This window comes from Paenibacillus sp. JT22N7 (genome assembly GCF_059383875.1).
In genome coordinates, this window is the sequence record NZ_JBXENY010000008.1 from 75,809 (window position 1) to 101,047 (window position 25,239).

Genomic DNA, 25,239 nt, shown 5'->3' on the forward strand with positions numbered 1-25,239 from the left:
GGGAAGAGATGAAGGTAGGACTCAGCACATACAGTCTTCAGCAAGCTTTGGACAAAAAAGAAATGACCGTACCGGATGCGATTCGCTTTATCGCCGAGCAAGGCGGGGAACATGTAGAAATCGTTCCTATTGGATACAGCCTGATCGACAATCCGGAGCTGGTTGAGCAAATTGTACAGACGGCCAAGGAAGTGGGCATCGATATTTCCAACTATGCCATAGGAGCCAATTTTGTTGCGCATGACAATCCTGAAGCGCTGGAGAGCGAAATTCAAGCTGTCAAGCAGCATGTTGATGTAGCGAGGGCGCTAGGCGTCACCAAAATGCGCCATGACGTCGCTTTCCGTCCCGCACATGAGGGAAGCGTAGCCCAGTTTGAAGCGGATCTGCCCCTTCTAGTAGAGGCATGCCGCACCATTGCTGATTATGCAGCAGGCTTCGGTATTACAACGAGTGTGGAAAACCACGGCTATTATGTGCAATCCAGCGAGCGAATTCGGCGTTTGCTGCATGAAACAGCGCGGGATAATTTCAAAACAACACTGGACATCGGCAATTTCCTCTGTGTGGACGAAGATGCTGTCAGCGCTGTGAAAAATAACATTCCTTATGCCTCCATGGTCCATGCCAAGGATTTTTACCTTAGACCCTCCTACCGCAATCCGGGAGCAGGCTGGTTTCAGACCGCGCATGGCAATTATTTGCGGGGGGCGATTGTGGGGCATGGAGATATCGATATGTTCGAAGTATTCCGCGTGCTGAAGCAGTCCGGCTATGACGGGTATATTTCCGTTGAATTTGAAGGCATGGAGGATTGCAGAACCGCTTCCAAAATAGCCATGGACAACGTACGCCGCTTCTGGCAAGAAGCGTAACCATCTAACTCATAAGCAAATGAATAGGCTAATAAGCAGATCATGGAGGGAAGAAAATGTCCAAATTAAAAGTTGCCGTCATCGGCGCGGGCTCTATATCCGATTGCCATTTGCAGGCGTATGCCAGCAATCCAGAAGTTGAAATCTACGCCATCTGCGACTTGAACGAAGGCCGGGCGCAGGAAATGGCGAAAAAATATAACGCGACTAAAGTGTTCACTGATTACAAAGAGCTGCTGGCACTGCCTGAAATCCACTCGATCAGCATTTGTACATGGAACAATTCCCATGCCGAAATTAGCATTGCTGCCCTGGATGCGGGTAAAAACGTATTGTGCGAAAAGCCGCTCTGCCAAACCGTCGAGGAAGCGCTCGAAGTGGAGAAGGCGGTGCATCGTAGTGGCAAGCTCCTGCAAGTAGGGTTTGTACGGCGCTATAGCGAAAATGCCCAAATTTTGAAAAAATTCATTGAAGAGGGCGAGCTCGGCGAAATCTATTATGCGAAAGCCTCCTGTTTAAGACGACTTGGCAACCCTGGCGGCTGGTTCTCGGATATCGAGCGCTCCGGTGGCGGCCCAGTCATTGATCTGGGTGTGCATATTATTGATATTTGCTGGTATTTAATGGGCAAGCCCAAGGTCAAGTCGGTATCGGCCAACCTCTCCAATCGCTTAGGAAACCGTTCTAACATCCGCAATCTGTCGTTCTATAAAGCCGCTGACTACGATGCGAAGGAGAATACGGTAGAGGATATGGCCAATGCGATGATTCGGTTTGAAAATGGCGCGAGCTTGCTGGTAGACGTCAGCTTCACGCTGCATGCCAAGCAGGACGAAATCTCCGTCAAGCTTTACGGAGACAAGGGCGGCGCGGAGCTTGAACCGGAAATTTCAATGATCGGTGAAAAATTCGATACGATCCTGAATATGACGCCGCAGGTGGATTTCAAATCCTTTGATTTCATGGGCTCCTTCAGCAATGAAATCAACCATTTTATCGACAGCACATTAGGACGCAAGGAGACGCTGAGCCCGGTAGAAGACGGCGTTGAAGTGATGAAGATTCTTTGTGCGATCTACGAGTCGGCTCGTCAAGGACGCGAAATTCAATTTTAGGAGCGATGGCGATGAGTGGGAGCGAACCAAAGGATATTTTGCTGGATCAGGAACTGAAACAGGAACTGGAACAAGAGCACGAGCAGGAAACGGACGTCGTTGAAGCTGGCGTCCACCATTTCAGCAAAGAGGACGAGTGGGTGAGGCCCGAGGAGCCGCTGCTGAATGAGCGATTGGAATGGTTCAAGGACCAGAAGCTTGGCCTAATGATGCATTGGGGTCCTTATTCACAGCTGGGGCTGGTGGAATCCTGGGCGCTGAGCGATGACGACGGAGATTGGTCCCGCCATGATGTGGATTGGACCGACGACATGGAGCACTTCAAGCGCGAATACTTTGATCTGAATAAAACGTTCAATCCGATTCGCTTTCAGCCCGAGGTATGGGCGGATTTGGCCGCCGACAACGGCTTTAAATATTTTCTGTTCACGACGAAGCATCATGACGGCTTCTGCATGTGGGATACGCATACGACGGATTATCGCATTACGGGAGCGGATACGCCGTTTCATAAGCATAAATACGCCGACATTTGCCGTACGCTGTTTGATGCCTTCCGGGCTAGGGGGCTGGGCATCTCGGCTTATTTTTCCAAAGCGGACTGGCATACGCCTTATTATTGGGCGCCGGGCATGGAGCGCGGACATCATATGTGGCGCGGGCCTTCCTATGATCCAGAGCAGTATCCATGGCTGTGGGAGAAGTTCGTAGAGTTTACGCATGAGCAGATTATGGAGCTGCTGACGAAATACGGCCGAATTGAATGTCTCTGGCTCGATGCAGGCTGGGTGCGGGAAGGCCGGAAGGGGCAGGATATCCGTCTGGGCGAGGTTGTGGAGCGGGCGCGCAAGACGCAGCCATGGCTTCTAGCTGCCGATCGTACGGTTGGCGGACCTTATGAGAACATTGTAACGCCGGAGCAGACGATTCCAGAGCAGCCGATGAATATTCCATGGGAAAGCTGCATCACGATTGGCAACTCCTTTGCGTATGCCTTCGATGATAAATATAAGACGGCTAGGCAGCTTGCCCATATTCTGCTGGAGGTTGTCGCCAAGGGTGGGAATTTGGCGCTGAACGTAGGGCCGCAGCCGGATGGCCGCCTGCCAGCAGGTGCGGTTAAGAGCATCAAGGAGCTTGGCGCTTGGCTGAATGTACATGGCGAGGGCATCTACGGAACGCGGATTTGCGGTCCTTATTTTACAGGAGATTGGGCATTTACCTGCAAGGATAATGTAACGTATGCCTTCCGCCTATACGCAAATGAAAATGAGGCGGTCGATCAGCAGCTCGTCATTCCATACTCAGGCCATGTGGAACGAATTGAGCTTGTTGGAGCGGATGATCAAGAAGTTATTGCGTTTACCCGAACGGAAGCCGGAGTGCCTGTAAAGCTGCCGCAAGCGTCCATTACAGAGCAGGCACCCATCACACAAACGTTCCGATTGTTAACATCGTAATAAGCATCATTCGAAATCCCGGGGGGAGAATCCGTGCCCCTCGGGATTTTTTTTGTGTGGCGTCCTCCTCCCCTCTGCCTGGCACCTCCGCTATCCATTGGCGAAAAAAGAGAGGAAAGCACCGTTTTTCCCTGATTTGACAAGGGTTTCTGGAATATGGAGAGGTGTGAGAAAAATGCAAATTGCGCAATTGGTCCAACTCAAGGTACGATCAATGCAAGAAAGCGCTACCTGATAGAATAGTTTACACAAATAACGCAATAACGAAGTCTGATCAAAAAAACAAGCTGTATAATGAAATTTACGTTAGGTATTATTACATTAAAATATAGAGGGAATGATGCAGATGAGTCAGAACTCGGGAACGATACCAGCGCGAACGAAGCCCCAAAAAAGCATGAATCAGAGTGAACGCAAAATAGAGCACCCCTTCCTTAAAAGTCTTAAAAGGCATTGGCAGCTGTATTTATTGGTGCTTCCTCCAGTGCTGTATCTATTTATCTTCAAGTACATGCCAATGGCTGGCGTACAAATTGCCTTCAAAAACTACAGCGTCGTTCAGGGCATTTGGGGAAGCCCATGGGTAGGGCTTAAACATTTTGAAACCTTCTTCAACTCTCCAAACTTCTGGCTGCTGCTCAAAAATACGATTGGTATCAGCCTTTACACGCTGATTGCGGGTTTTCCGATTCCGATCCTGCTTGCTTTGGCGCTCAATGAGCTGCGAACGGGCTATTTCAAAAAGACGGTGCAGATGGTCACCTACGCCCCGCATTTTATCTCAACGGTCGTTATGGTATCGATTATTATTTTGATGCTGTCGCCGCATGTCGGAGTCGTAGACCGGCTGTTTACCTTCCTTGGCATGACCATGACCAACTTTATGGGCATACCGGAATATTTTAAATCGATTTATGTATGGTCGGGTGTATGGCAGGGGATGGGCTATTCTTCGATTATTTATATTGCAGCGCTTGCCGGGGTTGACCCCTCGCTCTATGAAGCAGCTCGCATGGATGGGGCTTCCCGGCTCAAAAAAATATGGCATATCGACATTCCGAGCCTCATCCCCGTCACCGTCATCCTGCTGATTTTGAATCTCGGCAGCATTATGGGCGTTGGCTTTGAGAAAATTTATTTGATGCAAAATCCGCTCAATACGAGCGCTTCGGAAGTCATATCCACCTATGTGTACAAGGTCGGGTTGATTGGAGCGAATTTCAGCTTCTCCTCGGCGGTCGGATTATTTAATTCAATCATCAACCTGATTTTGCTTATTTTGGTCAATGCGGTTTCCCGGAAAGTCAGTAAGAACAGCTTATGGTAAAGGAGGAGGAGGCCATCTATGTTTAATCGGAATCGAATTAAAGACCCACTCGGCGACCGCGTGTTTATGGGCATCAATTATTTATTTCTCGTGCTGGTGCTGATCGTCGTCGCATACCCGCTGCTCTATATCGTCAGTTCCTCCTTCAGCTCCTCACGGGCGGTTACAGCCGGGCAAATATGGCTGCTGCCAGTCGATTTCAACATTAAGGCGTATGTGTCGATTTTTAAAAGCACGCAGCTGATGATGGGTTTTTATAATACGATCATCTACACGGTAGTCGGAACGGCGATCAATGTCATCCTGACGGTGATGCTGGCGTATCCGTTATCCCGCCGGACATTCTATGGCCGCGGCGCCATCATTATTTTTATGATGATTACGATGTTTTTCGATGGCGGCCTGATTCCGACGTACTTGCTGATGAAGGATCTTCACCTGCTCGATACCCGCTGGGCGATGTGGCTGCCGGGGGCGCTGGCGGTATTTCAAGTCATCGTCGCCAGAACCTTTTTCCAATCGTCGATTCCTGATGAATTGCGGGAGGCCGCTGAGGTCGATGGCTGCAAGGACATTCGTTATTTGGTCAGCGTTGTACTGCCCTTGTCGAAGCCGATTTTGGCGGTTATGACGCTCATGTATGCGGTAGGCCATTGGAATGCTTACTTTGATGCCCTCATTTATTTGCGATCTGAAAACTTGTTCCCGCTGCAATATGTGCTGCGCAATTTGCTCATTCTGAACGCGGCCGATCCGGCGATGCTCGCCAATACGAGCCAGCAGCTCCGCGATCAAGGGTTCGAGCAGGTGCTCAAATACGCCTTAATCGTTGTAGCGAGCATCCCGATTTTGATTATGTATCCATTCGTGCAACGCCATTTCGTCAAAGGGGTTATGGTTGGTTCCTTGAAAGGGTAGGGCATTTGCCATAACTACCATCTGGAAGCTTTTGTGGAAGGGGGCGAAGGTCTGGCGGGCTTCCGGGACAGGGTTCAATATAGGGCAGTCACAAAATAGTGCAGTAACAAACATTTAAATGGCGTTCATTAAAAGGAGGAGTCTGGTTTGAAAAAATCTTGGATTTCGATGTTGTTGCTTGTTTTTACTACGGTAGCCGTACTGTCGGCTTGCAGCTCCGCATCCAGCAATAATACACAGAGCGGCGGTGGCAGCGGAGAGAGCACAGGGCCTGTAACGATGACTTTTTTTGCTCCACAAGGCAAAGCGCCTATGGAAGATAATGAATTCACGAAGTTCATTGAAAACAAGTTTGACGTTAAGCTGAAATGGGATCTCGCTCCAACTGACGCGCTTCAGGACCGCAGGCAGCTGCTGCTGGCGAGCGGGGATTATCCCGAAGTATTCCTCCACGGCAAGTTTACAACCTCAGACCTTCAAACGTACGGTAGTCAAGGGATCTTCCTTGGGCTGAACGATTTAATTGCGCAGCATGCTCCGAATCTGACAAAGATTATGGAAGAAAAACCGTATTTCAAAGAGGCGATTACGGCTCCAGATGGCAACATTTATGCCCTGCCTATTTTTAATGAATGCTACCACTGTACGTATGCGCAAAAATATTGGATCAATACCGATTGGCTCGACAAGGTTGGGCTAGAAATGCCGACGACGACCGATGAGCTGTACACGGTACTTAAAGCTTTTAAAGAAAAAGACCCTAACGGCAATGGCAAAGCCGATGAAATTCCGCTTACAGGTGCTCCGAACAAATATGTATGGAACGGGAATATTGACGCTTATTTGATGAATAGCTTCATTTATAACGACAACGATAAATATTTAATCGTCAATGATGGCAAGGTTGATTTTGCCGCTAACCAAGAGGGCTGGAAGAAGGGTCTGGAATATATGCACAAGCTGTATTCGGATGGCTTGATCGACCCGGCTGCTTTTACGCAGAATGATCAAGCGGTAGGACAGCTCGGCAACAGGGAAGGCGACGAAGTGGTTGGTTCCATTACGACTGCGCTCGTAAGCTACCTGGTCAATACGTATGATAAGACGATTACGCGCCATCAGCACTGGGATATCGTGCCTCCGCTCAAGGGGCCGGATGGTGTGCAAACGACAGGAGCTACGCAAAGCGTAGGCGAATTCGAGTTTGCGATTACGAATAAAGCTTCGGAAGCGCAGCAAATCGCCGCGATTGAAATTATCGATTACATGTTCAGCGAAGAAGGCGCGCTTTATGCGGAATACGGCCCGACGGAGGGCAAGGGCTGGCAAATGGCAGGTGCCGATGAGAAAAATATTAATGGCGAGCCTGCCAAGTACAGCTACTACAACCTGCCTGAGCGTGATCCGAACGTCGTCGTTAACGAAAGCTGGTCGCAAATTGGCGCACATGATTTATCCAATACGTTCCGCAACTTGTTCGTAGAAGGGCAGGACCCTCTAGTGTCTGAAGGCTACGGCACTCGTCTGGCACAGGCGACGAATGTGTATGCGCCTTATGCGCCGAAGGAAGTATATCCATCGAACGTCTTTATTCGTCCAGAGGATACGGAAGCTGCTGCTCAGCTGACAACCGCAGTTAAAGATTATGTACAGACGAATATGGCGCAATTTATCCTGGGCAACAAGAGCATTGAGAAGGATTGGGACAGCTATGTCAAAGGCTTTGATGGACTGGGCCTGAGCAATTATTTGGCGATCTACCAGCGTGCGATTGAGAAAAAATAAAACAGCATAACCGTTTATTCTCGGGGGCTGCTCCTTGTTGTCAGACATGACTCGGAGCGGTCTTCTCCTATGACGGTCCCGCTTCATCCTATATAATAAATGAATATTTTGAAGGTTGTTGTCACGTGTATAAAAAGTGAGGGGGGACCTCGGAGATGAACAACAATTGGTTTAGACGTTTGCTGCTGTCCTATTTGCCAGTCTTTTTTATTGTGACGACGATATTGTTTATTATTTTCTTCCAGCTGTTCAATGAGCAAAATCGCAAAGAGGCTTTAAAGGCCAATGAATTTCTGGCGTCCCAAGTGATGCAGTATTTGGACAATTCGCTGCGCTCGATTGACTTTAAAGTGCTGCGGGAAATTTTGACGAATCCGGATTTGAAAAATTATTATACGGCTGCTGGCAGCAATGATGTGTACGCTGGTATTCAGGTTCTTGACGTTATTGATGAGCTGAAAATCAACTTCCCATTGATCGATTCCATCTATTTGGTTCGGTACAAGGACAATATCGTATTCAGCAACGGGAAGGCGGTACCGATTGAGGAGTTTCCAGATGCCTCTTTTATAGAAGAAAGCCGCAGCAACCCGACGCGAAAATGGGTGGATTTCAGAAATTTCAAGGCTCTTCCTTCGCAATCGGCGCAGCAGGTCGTAACGCTTGTTCGCGGCATGGAGGGCGGAACTGGCCTTGTGGTCGTCAATGTGGATTTGCAAACGCTGCGGAAGTCGATTATGCAAATGTATGATCCCGAATACACCTTCGTCAATGTGATCAGCAGCTCTGGCGGGAATTTGTGGGATGAGCAGACGCCTCAAGGCGCGGGCGCTAAGCCTGCCTCTGGCGAGGTTTTCTCAACGTTTACGTCCAGCTACAGCGGCTGGAAGGTAGAGACGGGCATTAATAACGGGAAAGTCGTTAAATTTGCGCTGCAATTTTATAATATATGGTTTGCTTTCGCGATCGCAGTTGTTCTAATCGGCGTCATTTGGGTTATTTACGTCACTCGGAGGAACTACAAGCCTATCCAGCAAATCGTGACGCTAATTCAGACAGTCGCCTCGCAAAAACAACCGGGAACGAGCTCTGCGAAAGAAAATGAGTTCCGGTTTATTCAAAACACGCTTGAGCGGATGATTGATCAAACGAAGCAATATCAAGAAAAATACGAAGAAAATCTGATTTTGCAAAAGAAATATTTTTTTCAGGAGCTGCTTGAAGGAACGCGCCGTTTCACGGGCAGCGAGCTGCAGGCTGAAATGGCGAAGTTTAAGCTCCCGGAGCTGGATAGCAGATGGATGGTTATGGTTGTGGAAATTGACCGTTATCCGCAATTTGCCGCTGATTATCATCAGCATGATCAGACGCTGCTCAAGTTCGTCCTTTCCACTGTGCTGCAAGAAAGTGCCCAGCAGGAAGGGGCAGACGTATGGGCGGAATGGATTTCAGAGCGCCGGCTGCATGCGATTCTTTGGCTTTCCGAAACAGCGTTGTCTGAACAGATTGAGCGCAAGGTGCTGTCCGGCTATTTGGAGAAGGTTGGGCAGTATTTGAACTTCACCGTTACGATTGGAACGGGAGGAGTTGCGAGTGATCTTCGAGGCTTGAGAGCATCGCTTAAGGATGCGTCCCATGCTCTGGGCTATAAAGCGGTGTTGGGCATGAACCGGGTGATCTCGCGCGGGGAAGTGCCGGATTCCAAAAATGATGTATATGAGTTTCTTAAGACAATTTCTCTGTTCGTGCAAGCGATGCGGCTGTCCGATGAAACGTGGGAAAAGCATTTTGAACGTTTGTTTGATCAAATCAGCGCCTCCGTATTGTCCCGTCAGGAAATGATGAACACGGTGCAGCTGCTGTTCCAGCATTATAATCGGGAATTCGCCGAGCTGCCTCGTGAATACCAAGACCTGTGGTCGGCTTCGTTCGACCGTCTTCTTCGCGGGCTGGAGGAATGGGAAGTGCTAGATGATCTGCGGCTGCTCTGCTGGGAGACGTTTCGGGAGCTGGCGGAGCAGATGCAGGCGATGCGCTGCAGCAAGAAGCATCGGACGCATATTTTAGAAATCCGCAAATACGTGGAGGAAAACTATAATAACCCCGAGCTTTCGCTGAATTATTTAAGCGATCTGTTTGATATTAACCCGAAATATTTAAGCAAGCTGTTCAAGGATGAAGTTGGCGAGAAGTTCGTCGATTTGCTCATCAGCCACCGTATAGAGCGGGCGAAGCAGCTTATGCTGGAGACGGACAGGGCGATTCAGGAAATTAGCGAGGAAGTGGGCTATACCAACTACAACTCCTTTAATCGGGCGTTCAAAAATGTAGTAGGCGTAGCGCCAAGCGATTACCGCAAGGCGATATGAACAGATAGCAGGGAGCGGCGCGGGCAGCCCACGCAAAAATAAACGGCGATCGTTCATTGTGAATACGCAAAAAAACGATCGCCGTTTGTCTTTTATAGGGGGAAAGCCGCTGTTCAAGCTTATACGGAAATACACTGCTTAAGCGGAGTCTCGCGGAATTAAGGTGGCGCTGAGATGCAGCCGCTCCATCGGTGTTCCTGGACGTTCAAGGCGGCGCGATAGCGCTTCGATCGCGCGGCTGCCGAGCGCCTCCTTGCTGAGGTTCACGGTAGTGAGTCGAGGTGACGTATGGGCCGCTGCCTCTACATTGTCGATACCCGACACGCGCGTCTCCTCGGGAATCGCTACTCCCATCCTCTGCAGCTGCTGCATCCATTGCATGGCAATGTCGTCATTAGCGCAAATCCAGGCATCTGGGCGCTGCTCCGGTGCCAGCTGGGCAAACCGTTCTGCGGCAGCAGCGAGCCATTCCTTCTCTTCATAGGCCAGCTCCCACTCCTGCAGCTTCGTATCCGGGCCGCCGTAGCGCTCCATTGCGGTCCTTACGCCGATTCGTCTTTCGGCAAAGCTGGCAGAACGGCCATCATCACCGAGAAAAATAAGACTTCTGCATTTCTGAGCGACCAGCAGATGATGGGCAATAAGAATTCCCGCTTCTATATTCGCATGATTGACCGAATCCACATCAAGCAAAGGCTCATTATGGTCGAGCAGCACCAATGGCTTGCCTGTACGAGCCATAAGCTGAAGGGCCGCATAAGGATATGCGCCCATGACGATGAGCCCAAGGCAGCTGTTCCAGTCCAAGTGCGGCGCGATAATTTCCTGCGGCGATAAATCGGATACGGCCGGGAACGAGACCGGCTGGGAGACGATGACATGAGGCCACCCTCGCTCGCTGCAGCCGGAAATGATTCCTTCGAGCACTCGCTGCCAATAAAAAGGATCGACTCGGTTGGAAGGATTCATGCAGATTAGGACAAAGGAAGAGGCAGCGTCGGGAGCGGGGGAAGGCGACTTCTGGGAAGGAAGCCCGTAGCCCAGCGTCTTGGCAAACTCTAAAACCCGCTCGCGTGTGGCCTGGCTGACACCAGATTTCCCGCTGAGCGCGCGGGATACTGCATATTTGGATAGGCCGAGCTGGTCGGCGATCATTTGGATCGATACTTTACGTGGCATGTTGTTCTCCTTAGGTGATAGGACTAACAAACGTCATGCTAAAATCACGCTAAATAACAGCGTTGACGTTTGTTGGCAAAAGTTATAGACTGGCTTTATCATAACGTTATTATATAATAACCTAACAAAAATAACAATATTTATTTGGAGGGCCCATGAAAATTTTAGTGTTTTACGATGAAGCATTTCCTTACGAGGGCGTGCGTCCCTCGCAGGAAGTAAGGAAGAAGCTTTCCGTATGGGCTGAAGTCGCCGATGCACATACGCTATCCGATCGTTTGGCAGAGGAGAAATGGGAAACGCTTATTCATTTGCACGGCCCGTATTTTCCAAAATCCGCATGGAGCGGCGTGAAAGCCCATCTGGACCGAGGAGGCGGCTTGCTTCATGCAGGCGGTGCCCCTTTTCGCAGGCCAGTTGTGAAAGTTGGGGCCGGCTGGAGAGTGGAGCGGGAGCAAACCGCGTATCATCAGCTCATGAATATCCATGACACACTGCCAGCATCCGTTCAGAAAGTAGTGCGGGCAGCCGCATCGGCCGAATTCCCGCTGCTTCTGGGGCGCGAAGCGCTTTTTGGCATTGAACCGACGTGGGGACTGACGCTGCATGCGACAAAATCAAGCGATATTCCCGCCGAGATGGGCTCGGGTGGCCCAATGGATGCTTTTATTTACCCGCTGCTTGTTGGCGTGGATCATGATGGGCGCGAAAGGGCTGCTCCGGTCGTTCTGCTGGAAAACATGAAGGGGAGTTTTGCAGGAGGCCGCTGGATATTGATTAATCAGACACTGGGGCAGTCATTTTGGGACGGTGCGGGTGCTGCTGACACAGCGGACACTACGGGCATTGCGGGTGCTGAGCTGCTTAAGGAGCTCGCTGAATATGTTGGACGCGGCGTCACAGAATTGTGGCTGAAGCTCAATTACGCCGCTTATGAGCCGGGTGAACAGCCTATTTTGACGCTTCAATTGCAGTCGTTGTCCCGTACCTGCTTAATGGAGCAAAACTGGACGTTCAAGCTGAAGGTAGAGCGTGAAGGACAGACCTCGGTCTGGGAAAGTGCGCTGCAAGCGGAGACGGGGCCGCAGCGCCGGGATTTGCAGCTGCTCCGCATTCCTGTGCCAGTACCAGCAGTGGCGGGCCTTCACTCGATCACCTGTGAAGTCCGCTCAGATGCAGGCGAAGTCCGGCTTATGAAGCAGGCGTATTGGGGAATGGACAGGGAATTGCTGAACAGCGGGGAGCTGCTTGCCTGCGGAAGAGACTATTTCTACCGCGGCGGACGCCCTGTGCCTATCGTCGGCATGACGTATATGGCTTCCGACGTGTCGCGCAAGTTTCTCCATTTGCCGAATGTGAGCCGCTGGGAGCGGGATATGGCAGAGATGCGAAGGGCTGGAGTCAATCTGATACGGACCGGCATTTGGACGGGCTACCGGAATATGATGTTCGCCGATGGGCATGTCGTCGAGGATGTGCTGCGGGCTATCGACGCTTTCCTGCTTACGGCAAAGCGGAATGAGCTGGAGGTCACCTTTACCTTCTTCTCGTTTGCGCCCGAGGCGTGGGAAGGAGTTAATCCGTATTTGGACCCGAGGGCTGTCGAGGCTCAAAAACGGTTCATCGCTTCCATCGTCTCCCGCCATCAAGCCACGACGCACGTCCATTGGGATCTGATCAATGAGCCTTCGTTATTCGATCCGGCTCGTGTGTTCGAGGGGCCTAGATCGCTTGCAGACCGCTATGAGCGGGCAGCGTTTTCCGAGTGGCTGGAGGAGCGCCACGGCGGCGACCTTGTCCGGCTTCAGGAACGATGGAATATGACTCCCGGAGAGCTGCCATCCTTTGAGGCGGCGATGCCGCCGGACCCGGGCGATATCCATTTTGACAGTGTGCTTTTGCCGAAAAAATGGGGGCCATGGCTGGACTATTCGCTGTTCACTATGGACATGCACAATCGCTGGGCGCTGGAGCTGGCCTCCACCATTCGCAGCTCCAATCCGCGCCAGCTTGTGACGGTTGGGCAGGATGAGGCGCTGGGCGGGCAGCGTCCTTCTCCCTTTTTCTACGGTTCCGTAGTCGATTATACGACGGTACATAGCTGGTGGCTGATGGATCAGCTGGTGTGGGACGGAATTTTCACCAAAACGCTGGATAAGCCAAACTTGACCCAAGAAACCGGCATTATGCATATTCAGCGCCCGGATGGCATGGCGAAACGCTCGGAGGAAGAGCTGCATCGCATTTTGGAGCGAAAATATGCCTACGCCTTCTCAACTGGAGGCGCCGGAGCGGTGCAATGGATATGGAATATTAATCCCTTTATGAACAATGCGAATGAATCGAATATCGGGGCCCTTCGGGCCGATGGCACCCAGAAACCTGAAACGGATGTGACGTACGATTTTGGTCGTTTTATGCAGGGCATTGGCGGACTGTTTGAGGGGCGGGTATTGGAGGACGTTGCGGTCGTATACCCGTATTCTAATGATTTTTCGAGCCGAAAGCTGGCTTTCGAGGCTACCTCGCAAGCGGTAAGGGTGCTCACCTTTGGCATGAACATACATCCTCGAGGCGTGGGCGAATACCAGCTGGAGGAGCTTGCGCGCCAGCCAGCTAAGCTCATTATCGTGCCGAGCGCCCATAACTTTAGCGACGAAGCGTTTGAGCAGCTCGTTAGTCTGGCGAGGAAAGGCAGCACCGTGCTATGGACGGGGCCGCTCCGCTTGGACGCTTATTGGGGCGCTGCCAATGAGCGGCTTCGGGCTGAGATTGGCGAGACGGTGCCCGGCAATGTGCGTCGTGAAGAGGCGCTGCTGCTAGGCGGCAAGCGGCACAGCGTATCGTTCGGCGGACGCAAAATCGGGCAGCTGGCTATCGATCGGCCGATTCCGCAGTCTGGCAGCAGTAGCAGCAATTCTAGCAATTCCAGCAGTGCAAACAGCGCCAGCAATACCAGGAATGCCATCAATGCCGGCCTAAGTCTGGTCAGCATGGCGCTCGGTGCAGGCAGCTTCATCTGGTGTCCGCTGCCGCTGGAGCTGAATGACAGATGGGAGCCGCTGCAAGCGCTGTATGAAGAGGCGCTGCGTGCTTCTGGCGCCGAGATGGAGCTGGAATGGCTAAGCGGCGGCGACGCTCCGGGCGTTTATGGCCGGAAGCTGCAATTTGATGAAGGCAATCTTTATATTTTTGTATCCGAATATAGCAGTGATATGGAACTGGAGATACGGGACCCGTTGACGGGCACTCAATATGCGTTTGTTTTGGAACAGGAACGGACGGTCATGTTTGCCGCTGACCATGAAGGACAGCTATTGTCGGTGTATCGCCCCGAGCAAGTGAGCATCAGAGCTTTCAAACGCTAAATCAACCCAGAAGGAGATTATGCACATGGACTATAAAGACGCTTCGCTTCCGATTCGGGAACGGGTTCAGGATTTGCTTGAACGTATGACGACAGAGGAGAAAATCGGCCAGCTTATCCAGCCTATGGGATGGAAAACCTACCTCAAGGAAGCGGACGGCACCGTGCAGGTGACGGAGCAGTTCAAGGAAGAGGTTGCGCGGGGCGGAGTAGGTTCTTTATACGGCGTTCTTCGCGCCGATCCTTGGACAGAGGTGACGCTGGAGACGGGACTTACACCAAGGCAAGGCGCGGTAGCGACTAATGAAATCCAGCGATACGTGATTGAAAACTCCCGCCTTGGCATTCCGATTTTGTTCGGGGAGGAGTGCTCTCATGGTCATATGGCAATTGGGGCAACGGTATTTCCCGTTCCGCTTACGGTCGGAAGCACCTGGAACAAGGATTTGTACCGGGAAATGTGCGAGGCGATTGCGGCAGAGACTCGAAGCCAGGGGGGCGCTGCGACGTATTCGCCTGTCCTTGATGTCGTGCGCGACCCGCGGTGGGGGCGGACGGAGGAATGTTTCGCGGAAGATCCCTATTTAATCGGCGAGCTGGCGGTCGAGGCGATTAAGGGGCTGCAAGGGGAACGGCTGGATACGGACAAAACGATTGTGGCGACGCTTAAGCATTTTGCCGCTTATGGCAGCTCCGAGGGCGGACGCAATGCGGCTCCCGTCCATATGGGGCTGCGTGAGCTTCATGAAATCGATTTGCTGCCGTTCAAAAAGGCGGTCGAAGCGGGTGCCTGCTCCGTCATGACGGCGTACAACGAAATTGACGGTGTGCCCTGCACCTCAAATTCCTATTTGCTGAACGACCTGCTGCGCGAGGAATGGGGGTTTGATGGTTTTGTCATTACCGATTTTGGCGCGATTCAAATGCTGGTCAGCGGCCACAATACGGCGGAGAACGGGGAGCAGGCAGTGGCGCAAAGCCTGAAAGCAGGCGTCGATATGGAGATGTCCGGCTATATGTATGGCAAGCATTTAGCGGGCGCGCTTGCGCAGGGGCTGATGACCGAGGATGAGCTGAATACAGCAGCAGGACGGGTGCTCGACATGAAATTCAGACTTGGCTTATTCGAACGGCCTTATGTTGATCCTGATTTTGCCCAGCAGGTTATTGGGTGCGAGGAGCATGTGGAGCTGGCGAGAAGAGTAGCTGCGGAGGGCATTATTTTGCTCAAAAATGAACAGGCCACGCTTCCGCTCAGCAAAGCAGGCACCAAAATAGCCGTTATCGGTCCGAATGCGAACCACGTCTACAATCAGCTCGGTGATTACACCTCGCCGCAGCCTAAGGGACAAATCGTCACCGTGCTTGAGGGTATCCGCCGCAAGCTCGGCGCGGATGCGGATGATCAGGTGCTGTATGCGCCTGGCTGCCGAATTAAGGGCGACGCCAAAGACGGCTTCGGCCATGCCCTCGCCTGCGCCGAGCAAGCGGATGCCATCGTTATGGTTATCGGCGGCTCCAGCGCCCGGGATTTCGGGGAAGGCACCATTGATTTGCGTACAGGTGCGTCCGTCGTTACGGATAACGCATGGAACGACATGGAGTGCGGTGAAGGCATCGACCGTTCGACGCTTAGTCTCATGGGGGTGCAGCTTGAACTGGTGCAGGAAATTTATAAGCTCGGCAAGCCGGTTATCATCGTCTACATCAACGGAAGGCCGATTGCCGAGCCTTGGATAGAAGAGCATGCTCATGCGATTTTGGAGGCGTGGTATCCGGGACAGGAGGGCGGCAATGCGATTGCGGACATTTTATTCGGCGACGTCAATCCTTCCGGGCGCCTTACCGTTTCCATTCCGAAGCATGTCGGCCAGCTGCCGGTTTATTATCATTCCAAGAGAACGCGCGGCAAACGTTATTTGGAGACGGATCTTGAGCCGCAGTATCCATTCGGGTTTGGGCTCAGCTATACGCAATTTGGCTACGATAACATACGGGTTGTGCCGGAGGTGATAGTTCCGGGCGGAGAAGCCGAGGTGCAAATCGAAGTGACGAACATTGGCGGTGTGGCTGGAGATGAGGTTGTGCAAATGTATGTCACCGACGTATCCGCATCGGTGACCCGTGCCGAAACCTCGCTCAAGGGCTTCCGCAAAATCCATTTGCAGCCGGGGGAGACGAAGCTGGTCACTTTCCCTGTAAATCAAGAGCATCTTGCATTGATTAACGCCCAGCTGGAGCCGGTTGTGGAACCGGGCGAATTCCGCTTAATGGTCGGCAGCAGCTCGAAGGATTGGCTGGCATGCAGCTTGCATGTTAAGCGCGAGGGGGAATAGCCATGATTCGAATTCAGCGGTTCATTCAGGATATGGCCGAGCGGCAGTGGCTGGATAAGGTGGAGCTTCCGCAGTGGCATATGCAAAAAGCGAAATATATCCGGCCCGGCGAATACGTGCTGGATGAGCAAAATGTCGGTGTGCAAAATGTGAATCCTCTTTACAGTACACATGGCACGACTTATTTTTTAACGAAAAAAGCAGATATACCGCAGGCTTGGCATCAAGACGCGGTTGGTCTCATTTTCGAAGCGGGCGGGGAGGGGCTGCTGAAGGTGAACGGGGCTCCTTATCATGGGCTCGACCGGAATCACTGGTATGTGCCGCTTCCGGTGGGCCGAGTAGGGAGTGCGCCGCTGCTGGAAATCGAATTGTACGATCCGATTCCTGAGCCGCATGATCCGCTGAATCGCCAGGCGGTCATTCAGCCGCCAATCGCTGGCATCCGCTCGGCGCTCGTCCGAGTGAATCAACCGCTGCAAAGCTTGATGTACAGCGTAACGGTGTTATCGGAGTCGTTGAACGCGCTGCCGGAGAGCGATATGAAGCGAAATCGTCTTGTGGGTGCGATACATCGCATCATGGATCGGATGTATGCCGAGCCGCAGCGCTGGGATGAGGCTGAGTGGGTGAACGGGCTGGAGCAGTTGCTTGCCCAGAAGGTGCAGGAAGAAGATTTGGAAGGCGGCCGCAGCGGCTTTATGCATTTGGTCGGCCAGTCGCATATCGACATTGCGTGGCTGTGGCCTGTCCGCGAAACGGTTCGCAAGTCCAGCCGCACGTTTTCGACGGTATGTACGCTGATGGATGAATACCCCGAGTTCATCTATTCGCAGAGCCAGCCGCAGCTGTATGCCTTTGTGAAGGAGCATTATCCCGAATTGTATGAGCGGATTAAGGCGCGGATCGCCGAAGGGCGCTGGGAGCTGGTCGGCGGCATGTGGGTCGAGCCGGATTTGAACATTCCGAGCGGCGAGTCGCTGGTGCGGCAAATTTTGTACGGTCAAAGCTTCTATAAGGAAGAGTTCGGCAAACGCTCCAACATCGAATGGCTTCCTGATACGTTTGGCTACTGCGCGTCGCTGCCGCAAATGCTGAAGCTGGCGGATATCCCGTATTTTATGACCACAAAGCTCAATTGGAATGACACGAACGCTTTCCCTTATGACTTGTTTGATTGGGTAGGCATCGACGGCACCTCTGTCATTGCCTATTTGAACCATGGGGTAAATGAGCATACCCGTCCCAAGGATGTCGATGAACATTGGAAGTCTTACAAACAGAAGCATTTGCATCCGCAGCAAATGCTGCTTTACGGGCATGGGGACGGTGGCGGCGGCGTAACGAACGAAATGGTCGAGTTTGCCGAGCGGTCTTCTTTTATGGTTGGGCAGCCTGTCAGCAGGTTCAGCACGGCCGGAGCCTTTTTCGAGGGAATCGGAAAAAGCGGGCAATCGCTGCCCAAATGGCATGGCGATTTGTATTTGGAGCTGCATCGCGGTACTTACACGACGCATGCAAGAAATAAGCGAAGCAACCGCAAGGCGGAGGTGCTGTACCGTGAAGCGGAGCTGTGGGCGCAGTTCGCTGGGCTATCTAGCACAGTGACGGAGGCACTCGATGAAGGCTGGAAGCTCATTTTGCTCAATCAATTCCATGATATTATCCCGGGAACATCTATTCCTGAAGCCTATGTGACGTCTACAGAGGAGTATGGGAAGGTGATGGAGATCGGAACGGCTGAGCTCAACCGCTCGCTTGAAGCCATTGCTGGCAGCATAGCTCCAGATGGTGAGGGGCTGCCCTACATCGTGTTCAACAGCCTGGGCTGGGAACGCGGAGAAGTAGTCAGCTTGACATGCAGCGCTGAAATGAGTGGCTTGTCTGTTGTTGATGTGAACGGGGAGCTTCTGGCTTGCGATGTCAAGCGGAGTGGGGATGTCCAGACGGTATCCGTGTACGTTCCGTCTATCCCGGCCTTCGGTTATACAACGCTATGGCTGCGTGCGTCAGCGCATGCAGATGATGCTAAGGATACGCAAGCAGATGAGGCCTTTCCTGCCGTTTGGGAGACGGATTTTTACACGCTAGCATTTAATGATGCAGGAGAAATCACCCGTTGGTATGACAAGTCTGTGCAGCGGGAGTGGCTGAAGCCGGGTGATAAAGCGAATGAGCTGCAATTTTTTCATGATAAACCGACCTATTGGGATGCATGGGATATCGATCCGCGCTTTGAAGCGCAGCGTGCCGGCACTGTGCAGCTGATCTGGAAAGAAGTTGTGCAGCGAGGGGGCACCAAGGATGTGCTTCGCTTCCACTGGAAGCTGAATGATTCGGAAATTAGCCAGGATATGATATTGTATCGCCATCAGCGCCGCGTTGATTTTCAGACGAAGGTGAATTGGACAGAGAGCCATAAATTGCTCAAGGTAGCGTTCCCGGTTGACCTTGTTGCTGCGAAAGCGACGTATGAAATTCCATTCGGTGCATTGGAGCGGCCAACGCATAACAATACGAGCTGGGAGCAGGCGCAATTTGAAGTGTGCGGACATCGCTGGGCCGATATTTCCGAGGGCAACGGCGGCTTGAGTGTGCTGAACGACTGCAAATATGGGTACGACATTAAGGGCCAGACGATTCGCTTATCGCTGCTGCGCGCGCCGAAATGGCCAGATGAACATGCGGACCAAGGCGAGCACGAGTTCACTTATTCTGTTTTGCCTCATCAAGCGGATTGGCGGGGCGCTCACGTAGCTCGCCGAGCAATGGAATTAAATCATCCGGTCATGACGGCAGCAGGGCAGCCGAACAGAGGAGGGCTTCCTGCACTCCCTGCGGTTCCAGCGCTTCCCGCATTTCCTGCACGGCATGCATGGCTGGGTTTTGAAAGCGAGCATGTTATTTTGGACACGATTAAAGCTTCCGAGGACGGGACTGGAACCGTGCTGCGGTTTTATGAATCATCAGGCGGTAGAGAGACGGTGCGTATCCAGTGGCCGGAGGAGAAAGTGAGGGCGTCTATCGTGAATTTGCTTGAGGATAAAATGGAGCAGCTGCCATGTGAGCGAGGGGCATTCGAGCTGGCCTTCAAGCCTTTTGAAATAAAAACGGTGAAGCTCATTTCATTGGAACGGGAACAGGATCAGGAGTAGGCGGAGGGGAGCTGTAGGTTATGGAACGATTTAAGCTGCCGAAGGTAAAGCTGCCGCAATTGGTGCTGCCAGAAGCCATAATGAAGGTGCTGGAGGAAGCGGAGGTCAAGCTGGCCCATCGCCCGAAGCTCCAGCAGCAATTTCGCAATTGTTTCCCCAATACGCTGGAAACGACTACGAAGTTGATGGACGACGGTACGACCTTCGTCATTACGGGCGATATTCCGGCGATGTGGCTGCGGGATTCAGTGGAGCAGTTCATTCATTACGTGCCTTTTGCCAAAGAGGATGCGGGATTGCAGCGGCTCATTTCGGGACTGATTAAGCGTCATATGACGTATATTGCGATTGATCCATACGCCAATGCTTTTAATGAAACGGCAAATCATTGGCATTGGGACGCGAATGACGATACGGAAATGTCCCCTTGGGTATGGGAGCGGAAATTCGAGCTGGATTCGCTATGCTTTTCGATACGCCTCTCCTATAGGTATTGGAAGGAAACAGGGCTCACTGATATTTTCGACGAGCAGTTCAAGCAAGCGCTGCGTTCTATTGTGAACGTATGGAAAACAGAGCAGCGCCATGCCGAGCAATCGGCATACCGGTTCAAACGCTCCAACTGCCCGGCCATAGACACGCTGCGCAATGATGGGCTCGGAATGCCTGTCAATTATACGGGCATGGTGTGGTCAGGCTTTCGTCCAAGCGACGACGCTTGCGAGCTGCATTACAATATTCCGGCGAATATGTTCGCCGCTGTCTCGCTCGCTCAAATGCAGGAAATGGCGAGATGGGTATTCCGCGACGAAGCGTTTGTGCGGGAAATGGCGATTTTGGAGGAAGAGATCCGTCATGGCATACAGCTTTATGGGATGTACAATCACCCGGTGTATGGCAGAATCTACGCTTATGAAACGGATGGCTTCGGCAATTACTGCCTATTGGATGATGCGGGTACGCCAAGCTTGCTCTCCATTCCGTACATTGGCTACACCGATGTTCATGATCCTATTTACCAAAACACAAGGCGCTTCATCCTGAGCCGAGAAAATCCTTATTATTATGAAGGAACAGCTGCTAAAGGAATTGGAAGCCCCCATACGCCGCCGGGATACATATGGCCTATGGCTTTATCGATGCAGGGGCTGACGGCCGCGAGCGATGAGGAAATGCTTGCTATCATTAAAGTGCTGGAAGCGACGGATGCTGATACGGGCTTTATGCATGAGGGCTTTCATGCCGACGATCCCCACCAATTTACCCGTCCATGGTTCGCATGGTCGAACAGCCTGTTCTCACAGCTTGTTTACAAGGCGATGGCAAAGGGGATTTTGGAACCGAAACAGGAGGAAAATTAATCGATGAAATTAACGAATAAAATAGGCGTAATCGTAGACAGCTTCGGGCTGGGCGTGCGAGAGGGATTGGTGAAAGCCAAGGAGGTCGGCGCGGAAGGCGTACAGATTTATGCGGTTAAGGGGGAAATGGACCCGGAAAATTTGTCGTCTGCGGCACGCAAGGAGTTAAGAAGCTACATAGAATCGCTCGGCTTGGAAATTTCTGCACTGGTCGGCGATTTAGGCGGTCATGGCTTCGGGGTCAAGGAGGATAATCGCTGGAAAGTGGAAAAATCGAAGCGTATCGTCGATTTGGCGCTGGACCTCGGCACGACGATTGTAACGACGCATATTGGCATCGCGCCGCACGATTCGTCCTCCGCTGCTTTTCATACGATGCATACCGCATGCGAGGAGCTAGGCCAATATGCCAAAAGCGTCGGAGCCTACTTCGCCATTGAAACCGGCCCTGAAACGGCGGCCGACTTAAAAGCGTTTCTCGACACCTTGTCGACGAACGGCGTATCGGTTAATTTTGACCCGGCAAATATGGTCATGGTGACGGGCGATGATCCGGTGCAAGGCGTTCATCTATTAAAGGATTATATTGTCCATACCCATGTGAAGGATGGCGTTCGCCTTAAGGAGGTTGATCCGAGAGACGTTTACGGAGCGGTCGGGTATGCGCCTATGGATCATGAGAAAATCGCAGAGATGGTTTCCTCTGGCTTGTTTTTCCGCGAAGTTCCGCTTGGAGAGGGCGGAGTCGATTTTAATCGCTATTTTCAGGCGCTGCATGACATTGGGTATACCGGTTATTTGACGATTGAGCGCGAGGTAGGGACGCAGCCGGAGCTTGATATTCGTAAAGCGGTTGATTTTATTCGCAAATACAGGTAGGGGAGGGAGACGAAAGAGATAATTGCTCAGTGAATGAATCCTGCTAGATGATAGCGGGATTTTTTTGCGTTTGAAGGATTGTTTTCATAAATAAGAGGTTTTGCTTTTATAGAAGGGATGCTTGTATAGTAAGAGGGTGGATATAGAGGTTGAGAGAAACAGGAGGAAATCAATTGAGTACACAAAGTATTGGAGTTCCATTAGAAGGTTTTGCAGAGTTTAGCCGAACGGTAGCCGCAGAGGGCGCCGTATTATTGAAAAATGAAGGACAGGTGCTTCCGTTTAAGGATGGCGACAACGTTGCTGTTTTTGGCAGAACCCAGGTTAACTATTATCGCAGCGGTACTGGTTCGGGCGGCAGCGTTCATGTTACTTATACAACAAATCTGCTAGGCGGGCTTCGCGGCAAGAAGAATGCTGCTGTCAATGAAGCGCTAGCCGCTGTTTATGAGAAATGGATTGAGGAAAATCCATTCGACAACGGCGGTGGCGGCTGGGCAGCTGAGCCATGGCATCAGAAGGAAATGCCTTTAACGGATGAACTGGTGTCGGAAGCAAGAAGGAAGTCGAACAAGGCAATCGTGGTCATCGGGCGTACCGCAGGGGAAGACCAAGACAATGCCGATGAAGCAGGAAGCTACCAATTAACGGTGGATGAGAAAGCGATGCTGAAGCAGGTGACGGCTTTTTTTGAACAAACCGTTGTTGTGCTCAATGTATCGAACATTATAGATATGAGCTGGCTGAACGATGAAAGCTACGTGCATCCTATTGCAGGTGTCATCTACTCCTGGCAGGGCGGCATGGAAGGCGGCAATGCGATTGCCGATGTTCTGGCTGGTGATGTAACGCCAAGCGGCAAATTGACGGATACAATCGCTTATTCCATCAATGATTATCCATCGACTCGCAATTACGGCAATGAATTTAAAAACGTTTATGAGGAAGATATCTATGTGGGATATCGTTATTTTGAGACGTTTTGTCCGGATAAGGTTCAGTTTGAGTTTGGCTATGGTATCTCGTATACTTCATTCGACATCAAGTCGGAGGATGCCAAGCTGACAACCAAAGTAGGAGAAAAATACGTTGAAATCGACGTCAACGTAACGAATACGGGAACTGCCTACGCGGGCAAAGAAGTGGTGCAGGTTTACTACGAAGCACCGCAAGGCAAGCTGGGCCAACCTGCTAAAGCGCTGGTCACATTCGGGAAAACTAAATCGCTTCAGCCGGGCGAATCGCAGCGCCTTACGGTGAGCTTCCCTGTTTCTGCTATGGCTTCCTATGATGACGCTGGTGTGACGGGAAATCCTTCCGCTTATGTGCTGGAAGCGGGCACTTACCGTTTTTATGTAGGAACGAGTGTGAAAAAGGTGGCAGAAGTAGCTGTCGAGGGTCAAAACGGCTACGTCGTGGAGGCTCTTCAAGTTGTAGATCAGCTGCAAGAAGCGATGGCGCCGACGGAAAGCTTTACGAGAATGAAGCCGGGCGCTCGCAAGCAAGACGGCACTTATGAGCTTAGCTCCGTAGAGGTGCCGCAGCGGAAGATTTCTATGGCGGAACGGATTGAGACCAATCTTCCTGCAACGCTAGCGCAGACGGGCAATCAGGGACATACGCTAAGAGATGTTTTTGAGGGTAAAGTCGGTATGGAAACGTTCATCGCGCAGCTTAGCGATCAGGATTTGGCGGCAATCGTCAGGGGCGAGGGCATGAGCAGCCCGCTCGTTACATCGGGAACGGCTTCGGCTTTCGGCGGAGTCAGCGACCAGCTGTTCAACTATGGCATTCCTGTTGCTTGTACAGCAGACGGCCCGTCTGGCATTCGGATGGATAGCGGTCAGAAGGCGACTCAGGTCGCAATCGGCACCTTGCTCGCGGCAACGTGGAATACGGAGTTGGTCGAAGAGCTGTATGTGATGGAAGGCCAGGAGCTATTAAGAAACAACATCGATACGCTGCTCGGGCCGGGTCTAAATATTCGCCGCAGTCCGCTTAATGGACGGAACTTTGAATATTTTTCGGAGGATCCATTGATTTCCGGGATGTTTGCGGCAGCATGTACGAAAGGAATTATGAAGGGCGGCTCTAACGCGACGCTGAAGCATTTTGCCTGCAACAATCAGGAAAAGCATCGCAGCAAGGTAGATGCGGTCGTCTCTGAACGCGCTCTTCGGGAGATTTATTTGAAAGGCTTTGAAATTGCTGTGAAGCAAGGCGGCGCGAATTCGATTATGACCTCCTACAATCCGATTAACGGACATTGGGCCGCTTCCAACTATGACCTGAATACGACGCTTCTTCGCGGCGAGTGGGGCTTTACAGGCATCGTGATGACGGATTGGTGGGCGATCATGAACGATGTCGTGAGTGGCGGCCCAGCGGATCGCAAACTAACGAACTGGATGGTTCGTGCGCAGAACGATCTGTATATGGTGGTGCCGAACTACGGTGCGGAAATCAATGGCTGGGATGACAATACGATCGAATCGCTTGAAAATGGCACGTTGACCCGCGGTGAATTGCAGCGCTCTGCCATAAATATTTGCACGTTCATCATGAACGCGCCGGTATTTTCGAGAAAACACGAAATCGTAGAGACGGTTGAAGCGTTCAAGGCAAATGCTTCGCTTGCAGCAGCAGCTTCCTCAGAGCAAGTGCAAGTACTTTCCCAAAATGCACAGGTGAAGCCTTCCGCGGCCGAATCGACCTATATGCAGGTGGATCAAGCTGGGCAATACCGGATCATTGTCAGCATTATGTCCCCAGAGACGGAGCTGGCTCAAAGTGCTTGTAATGTAACGCTGAACGATCAACTGATGACGACCATTCAAACGAATGGAACCGAAGGCAAATGGATCAAACAGAAGCTTGTGAAAGTCGAGCTCGAAGCCGGCTTCTATGAGCTGAAGCTGGAATTCATCAAGCCGGGCTTGCAGATAGAGTGGATTGAGTTTAAACAGGTGTAGAATAGAAATGAAAATGGATTTATTAAGTTTTAAGTGATTGTGATTAATAAACGCTTAGATAAGTTGTGGTATATAGTGAATTGCATTTTATTAGTGCGCTTCTATGACACTTATAAAACCCGAACTCATGAGTTCGGGTTT

At 51.6% G+C, this 25,239-nt stretch carries 14 protein-coding genes; 13 read left to right on the forward strand and 1 reads right to left on the reverse strand.

Features of this window, described 5'->3' with window-relative positions; translation table 11 throughout:
• The first annotated feature begins 8 nt into the window (after positions 1 to 8).
• From AC50Y5_RS21385 to AC50Y5_RS21415, 7 genes are all read left to right on the forward strand, one after another.
• Positions 9 to 875, forward strand: coding sequence for a sugar phosphate isomerase/epimerase family protein (locus tag AC50Y5_RS21385; RefSeq protein ID WP_494863599.1), 867 nt, complete (start codon positions 9 to 11; stop codon positions 873 to 875).
• Positions 876 to 931: 56 nt separating this feature from the next.
• Positions 932 to 1,990 (forward strand): Gfo/Idh/MocA family protein, encoded by a 1,059-nt coding sequence (locus tag AC50Y5_RS21390; protein ID WP_494863601.1) that lies wholly within the window; start codon positions 932 to 934, stop codon positions 1,988 to 1,990.
• 11 nt (positions 1,991 to 2,001) lie between these two features.
• Positions 2,002 to 3,450: an alpha-L-fucosidase gene (locus AC50Y5_RS21395; RefSeq protein ID WP_494863603.1), complete on the forward strand. Its 1,449-nt coding sequence runs from the start codon at positions 2,002 to 2,004 to the stop codon at positions 3,448 to 3,450.
• Between the two features lie 397 nt (positions 3,451 to 3,847).
• Positions 3,848 to 4,777 (forward strand): ABC transporter permease, encoded by a 930-nt coding sequence (locus tag AC50Y5_RS21400; protein WP_494863881.1) that lies wholly within the window; start codon positions 3,848 to 3,850, stop codon positions 4,775 to 4,777.
• A gap of 18 nt (positions 4,778 to 4,795) precedes the next feature.
• A complete protein-coding gene (locus AC50Y5_RS21405; RefSeq protein ID WP_056032396.1) occupies positions 4,796 to 5,695 on the forward strand; it encodes a carbohydrate ABC transporter permease in 900 nt (299 codons plus the stop codon).
• A gap of 147 nt (positions 5,696 to 5,842) precedes the next feature.
• Positions 5,843 to 7,480 (forward strand): type 2 periplasmic-binding domain-containing protein, encoded by a 1,638-nt coding sequence (locus tag AC50Y5_RS21410; protein WP_494863606.1) that lies wholly within the window; start codon positions 5,843 to 5,845, stop codon positions 7,478 to 7,480.
• Positions 7,481 to 7,635: 155 nt separating this feature from the next.
• Positions 7,636 to 9,849, forward strand: a complete 2,214-nt coding sequence (locus AC50Y5_RS21415) for a helix-turn-helix domain-containing protein (protein ID WP_494863608.1) — start codon at positions 7,636 to 7,638, stop codon at positions 9,847 to 9,849.
• Between the two features lie 138 nt (positions 9,850 to 9,987).
• Here the strand turns inward: AC50Y5_RS21415 and AC50Y5_RS21420 are convergent, their stop codons facing one another.
• Positions 9,988 to 11,028, reverse strand: coding sequence for a LacI family DNA-binding transcriptional regulator (locus tag AC50Y5_RS21420; RefSeq protein WP_056032389.1), 1,041 nt, complete (start codon positions 11,026 to 11,028; stop codon positions 9,988 to 9,990).
• Between the two features lie 155 nt (positions 11,029 to 11,183).
• Here AC50Y5_RS21420 and AC50Y5_RS21425 point away from each other — a divergent pair, with 155 nt between their 5' ends.
• From AC50Y5_RS21425 to AC50Y5_RS21450, 6 genes are all read left to right on the forward strand, one after another.
• Positions 11,184 to 14,396, forward strand: a complete 3,213-nt coding sequence (locus tag AC50Y5_RS21425; protein ID WP_494863610.1) for a glycoside hydrolase 5 family protein — start codon at positions 11,184 to 11,186, stop codon at positions 14,394 to 14,396.
• Positions 14,397 to 14,421: 25 nt separating this feature from the next.
• Entirely contained in the window at positions 14,422 to 16,731 is a 2,310-nt protein-coding gene (locus AC50Y5_RS21430) for a glycoside hydrolase family 3 N-terminal domain-containing protein (protein WP_494863612.1), read from the forward strand.
• Between the two features lie 2 nt (positions 16,732 to 16,733).
• Positions 16,734 to 19,886: an alpha-mannosidase gene (locus AC50Y5_RS21435; RefSeq protein WP_494863614.1), complete on the forward strand. Its 3,153-nt coding sequence runs from the start codon at positions 16,734 to 16,736 to the stop codon at positions 19,884 to 19,886.
• Positions 19,887 to 19,906: 20 nt separating this feature from the next.
• On the forward strand, positions 19,907 to 21,247 hold the full coding sequence (locus tag AC50Y5_RS21440) for a glycoside hydrolase family 125 protein (RefSeq protein WP_494863616.1): 1,341 nt from the start codon (positions 19,907 to 19,909) through the stop codon (positions 21,245 to 21,247).
• Positions 21,248 to 21,250: 3 nt separating this feature from the next.
• Positions 21,251 to 22,126, forward strand: a complete 876-nt coding sequence (locus AC50Y5_RS21445; protein WP_494863618.1) for a sugar phosphate isomerase/epimerase family protein — start codon at positions 21,251 to 21,253, stop codon at positions 22,124 to 22,126.
• Between the two features lie 173 nt (positions 22,127 to 22,299).
• Positions 22,300 to 25,098 carry a glycoside hydrolase family 3 C-terminal domain-containing protein gene (locus tag AC50Y5_RS21450; RefSeq protein ID WP_494863619.1) on the forward strand — a complete coding sequence of 933 codons (2,799 nt, stop codon included), beginning with the start codon at positions 22,300 to 22,302 and terminating at the stop codon, positions 25,096 to 25,098.
• Positions 25,099 to 25,239: the final 141 nt, after the last annotated feature.

Coding starts and splice junctions, on each gene's coding strand:
- AC50Y5_RS21385 (WP_494863599.1), top strand. CDS start 9: ATGAAGGTAGGACTCAGCACATACAGTCTTCAGCAAGCTTTGGACAAA.
- AC50Y5_RS21400 (WP_494863881.1), top strand. CDS start 3,848: ATGAATCAGAGTGAACGCAAAATAGAGCACCCCTTCCTTAAAAGTCTT.
- AC50Y5_RS21415 (WP_494863608.1), top strand. CDS start 7,636: ATGAACAACAATTGGTTTAGACGTTTGCTGCTGTCCTATTTGCCAGTC.
- AC50Y5_RS21430 (WP_494863612.1), top strand. CDS start 14,422: ATGGACTATAAAGACGCTTCGCTTCCGATTCGGGAACGGGTTCAGGAT.
- AC50Y5_RS21435 (WP_494863614.1), top strand. CDS start 16,734: ATGATTCGAATTCAGCGGTTCATTCAGGATATGGCCGAGCGGCAGTGG.
- AC50Y5_RS21445 (WP_494863618.1), top strand. CDS start 21,251: ATGAAATTAACGAATAAAATAGGCGTAATCGTAGACAGCTTCGGGCTG.
- AC50Y5_RS21390 (WP_494863601.1), top strand. CDS start 932: ATGTCCAAATTAAAAGTTGCCGTCATCGGCGCGGGCTCTATATCCGAT.
- AC50Y5_RS21395 (WP_494863603.1), top strand. CDS start 2,002: ATGAGTGGGAGCGAACCAAAGGATATTTTGCTGGATCAGGAACTGAAA.
- AC50Y5_RS21425 (WP_494863610.1), top strand. CDS start 11,184: ATGAAAATTTTAGTGTTTTACGATGAAGCATTTCCTTACGAGGGCGTG.
- AC50Y5_RS21405 (WP_056032396.1), top strand. CDS start 4,796: ATGTTTAATCGGAATCGAATTAAAGACCCACTCGGCGACCGCGTGTTT.
- AC50Y5_RS21420 (WP_056032389.1), bottom strand. CDS start 11,028: ATGCCACGTAAAGTATCGATCCAAATGATCGCCGACCAGCTCGGCCTA.
- AC50Y5_RS21440 (WP_494863616.1), top strand. CDS start 19,907: ATGGAACGATTTAAGCTGCCGAAGGTAAAGCTGCCGCAATTGGTGCTG.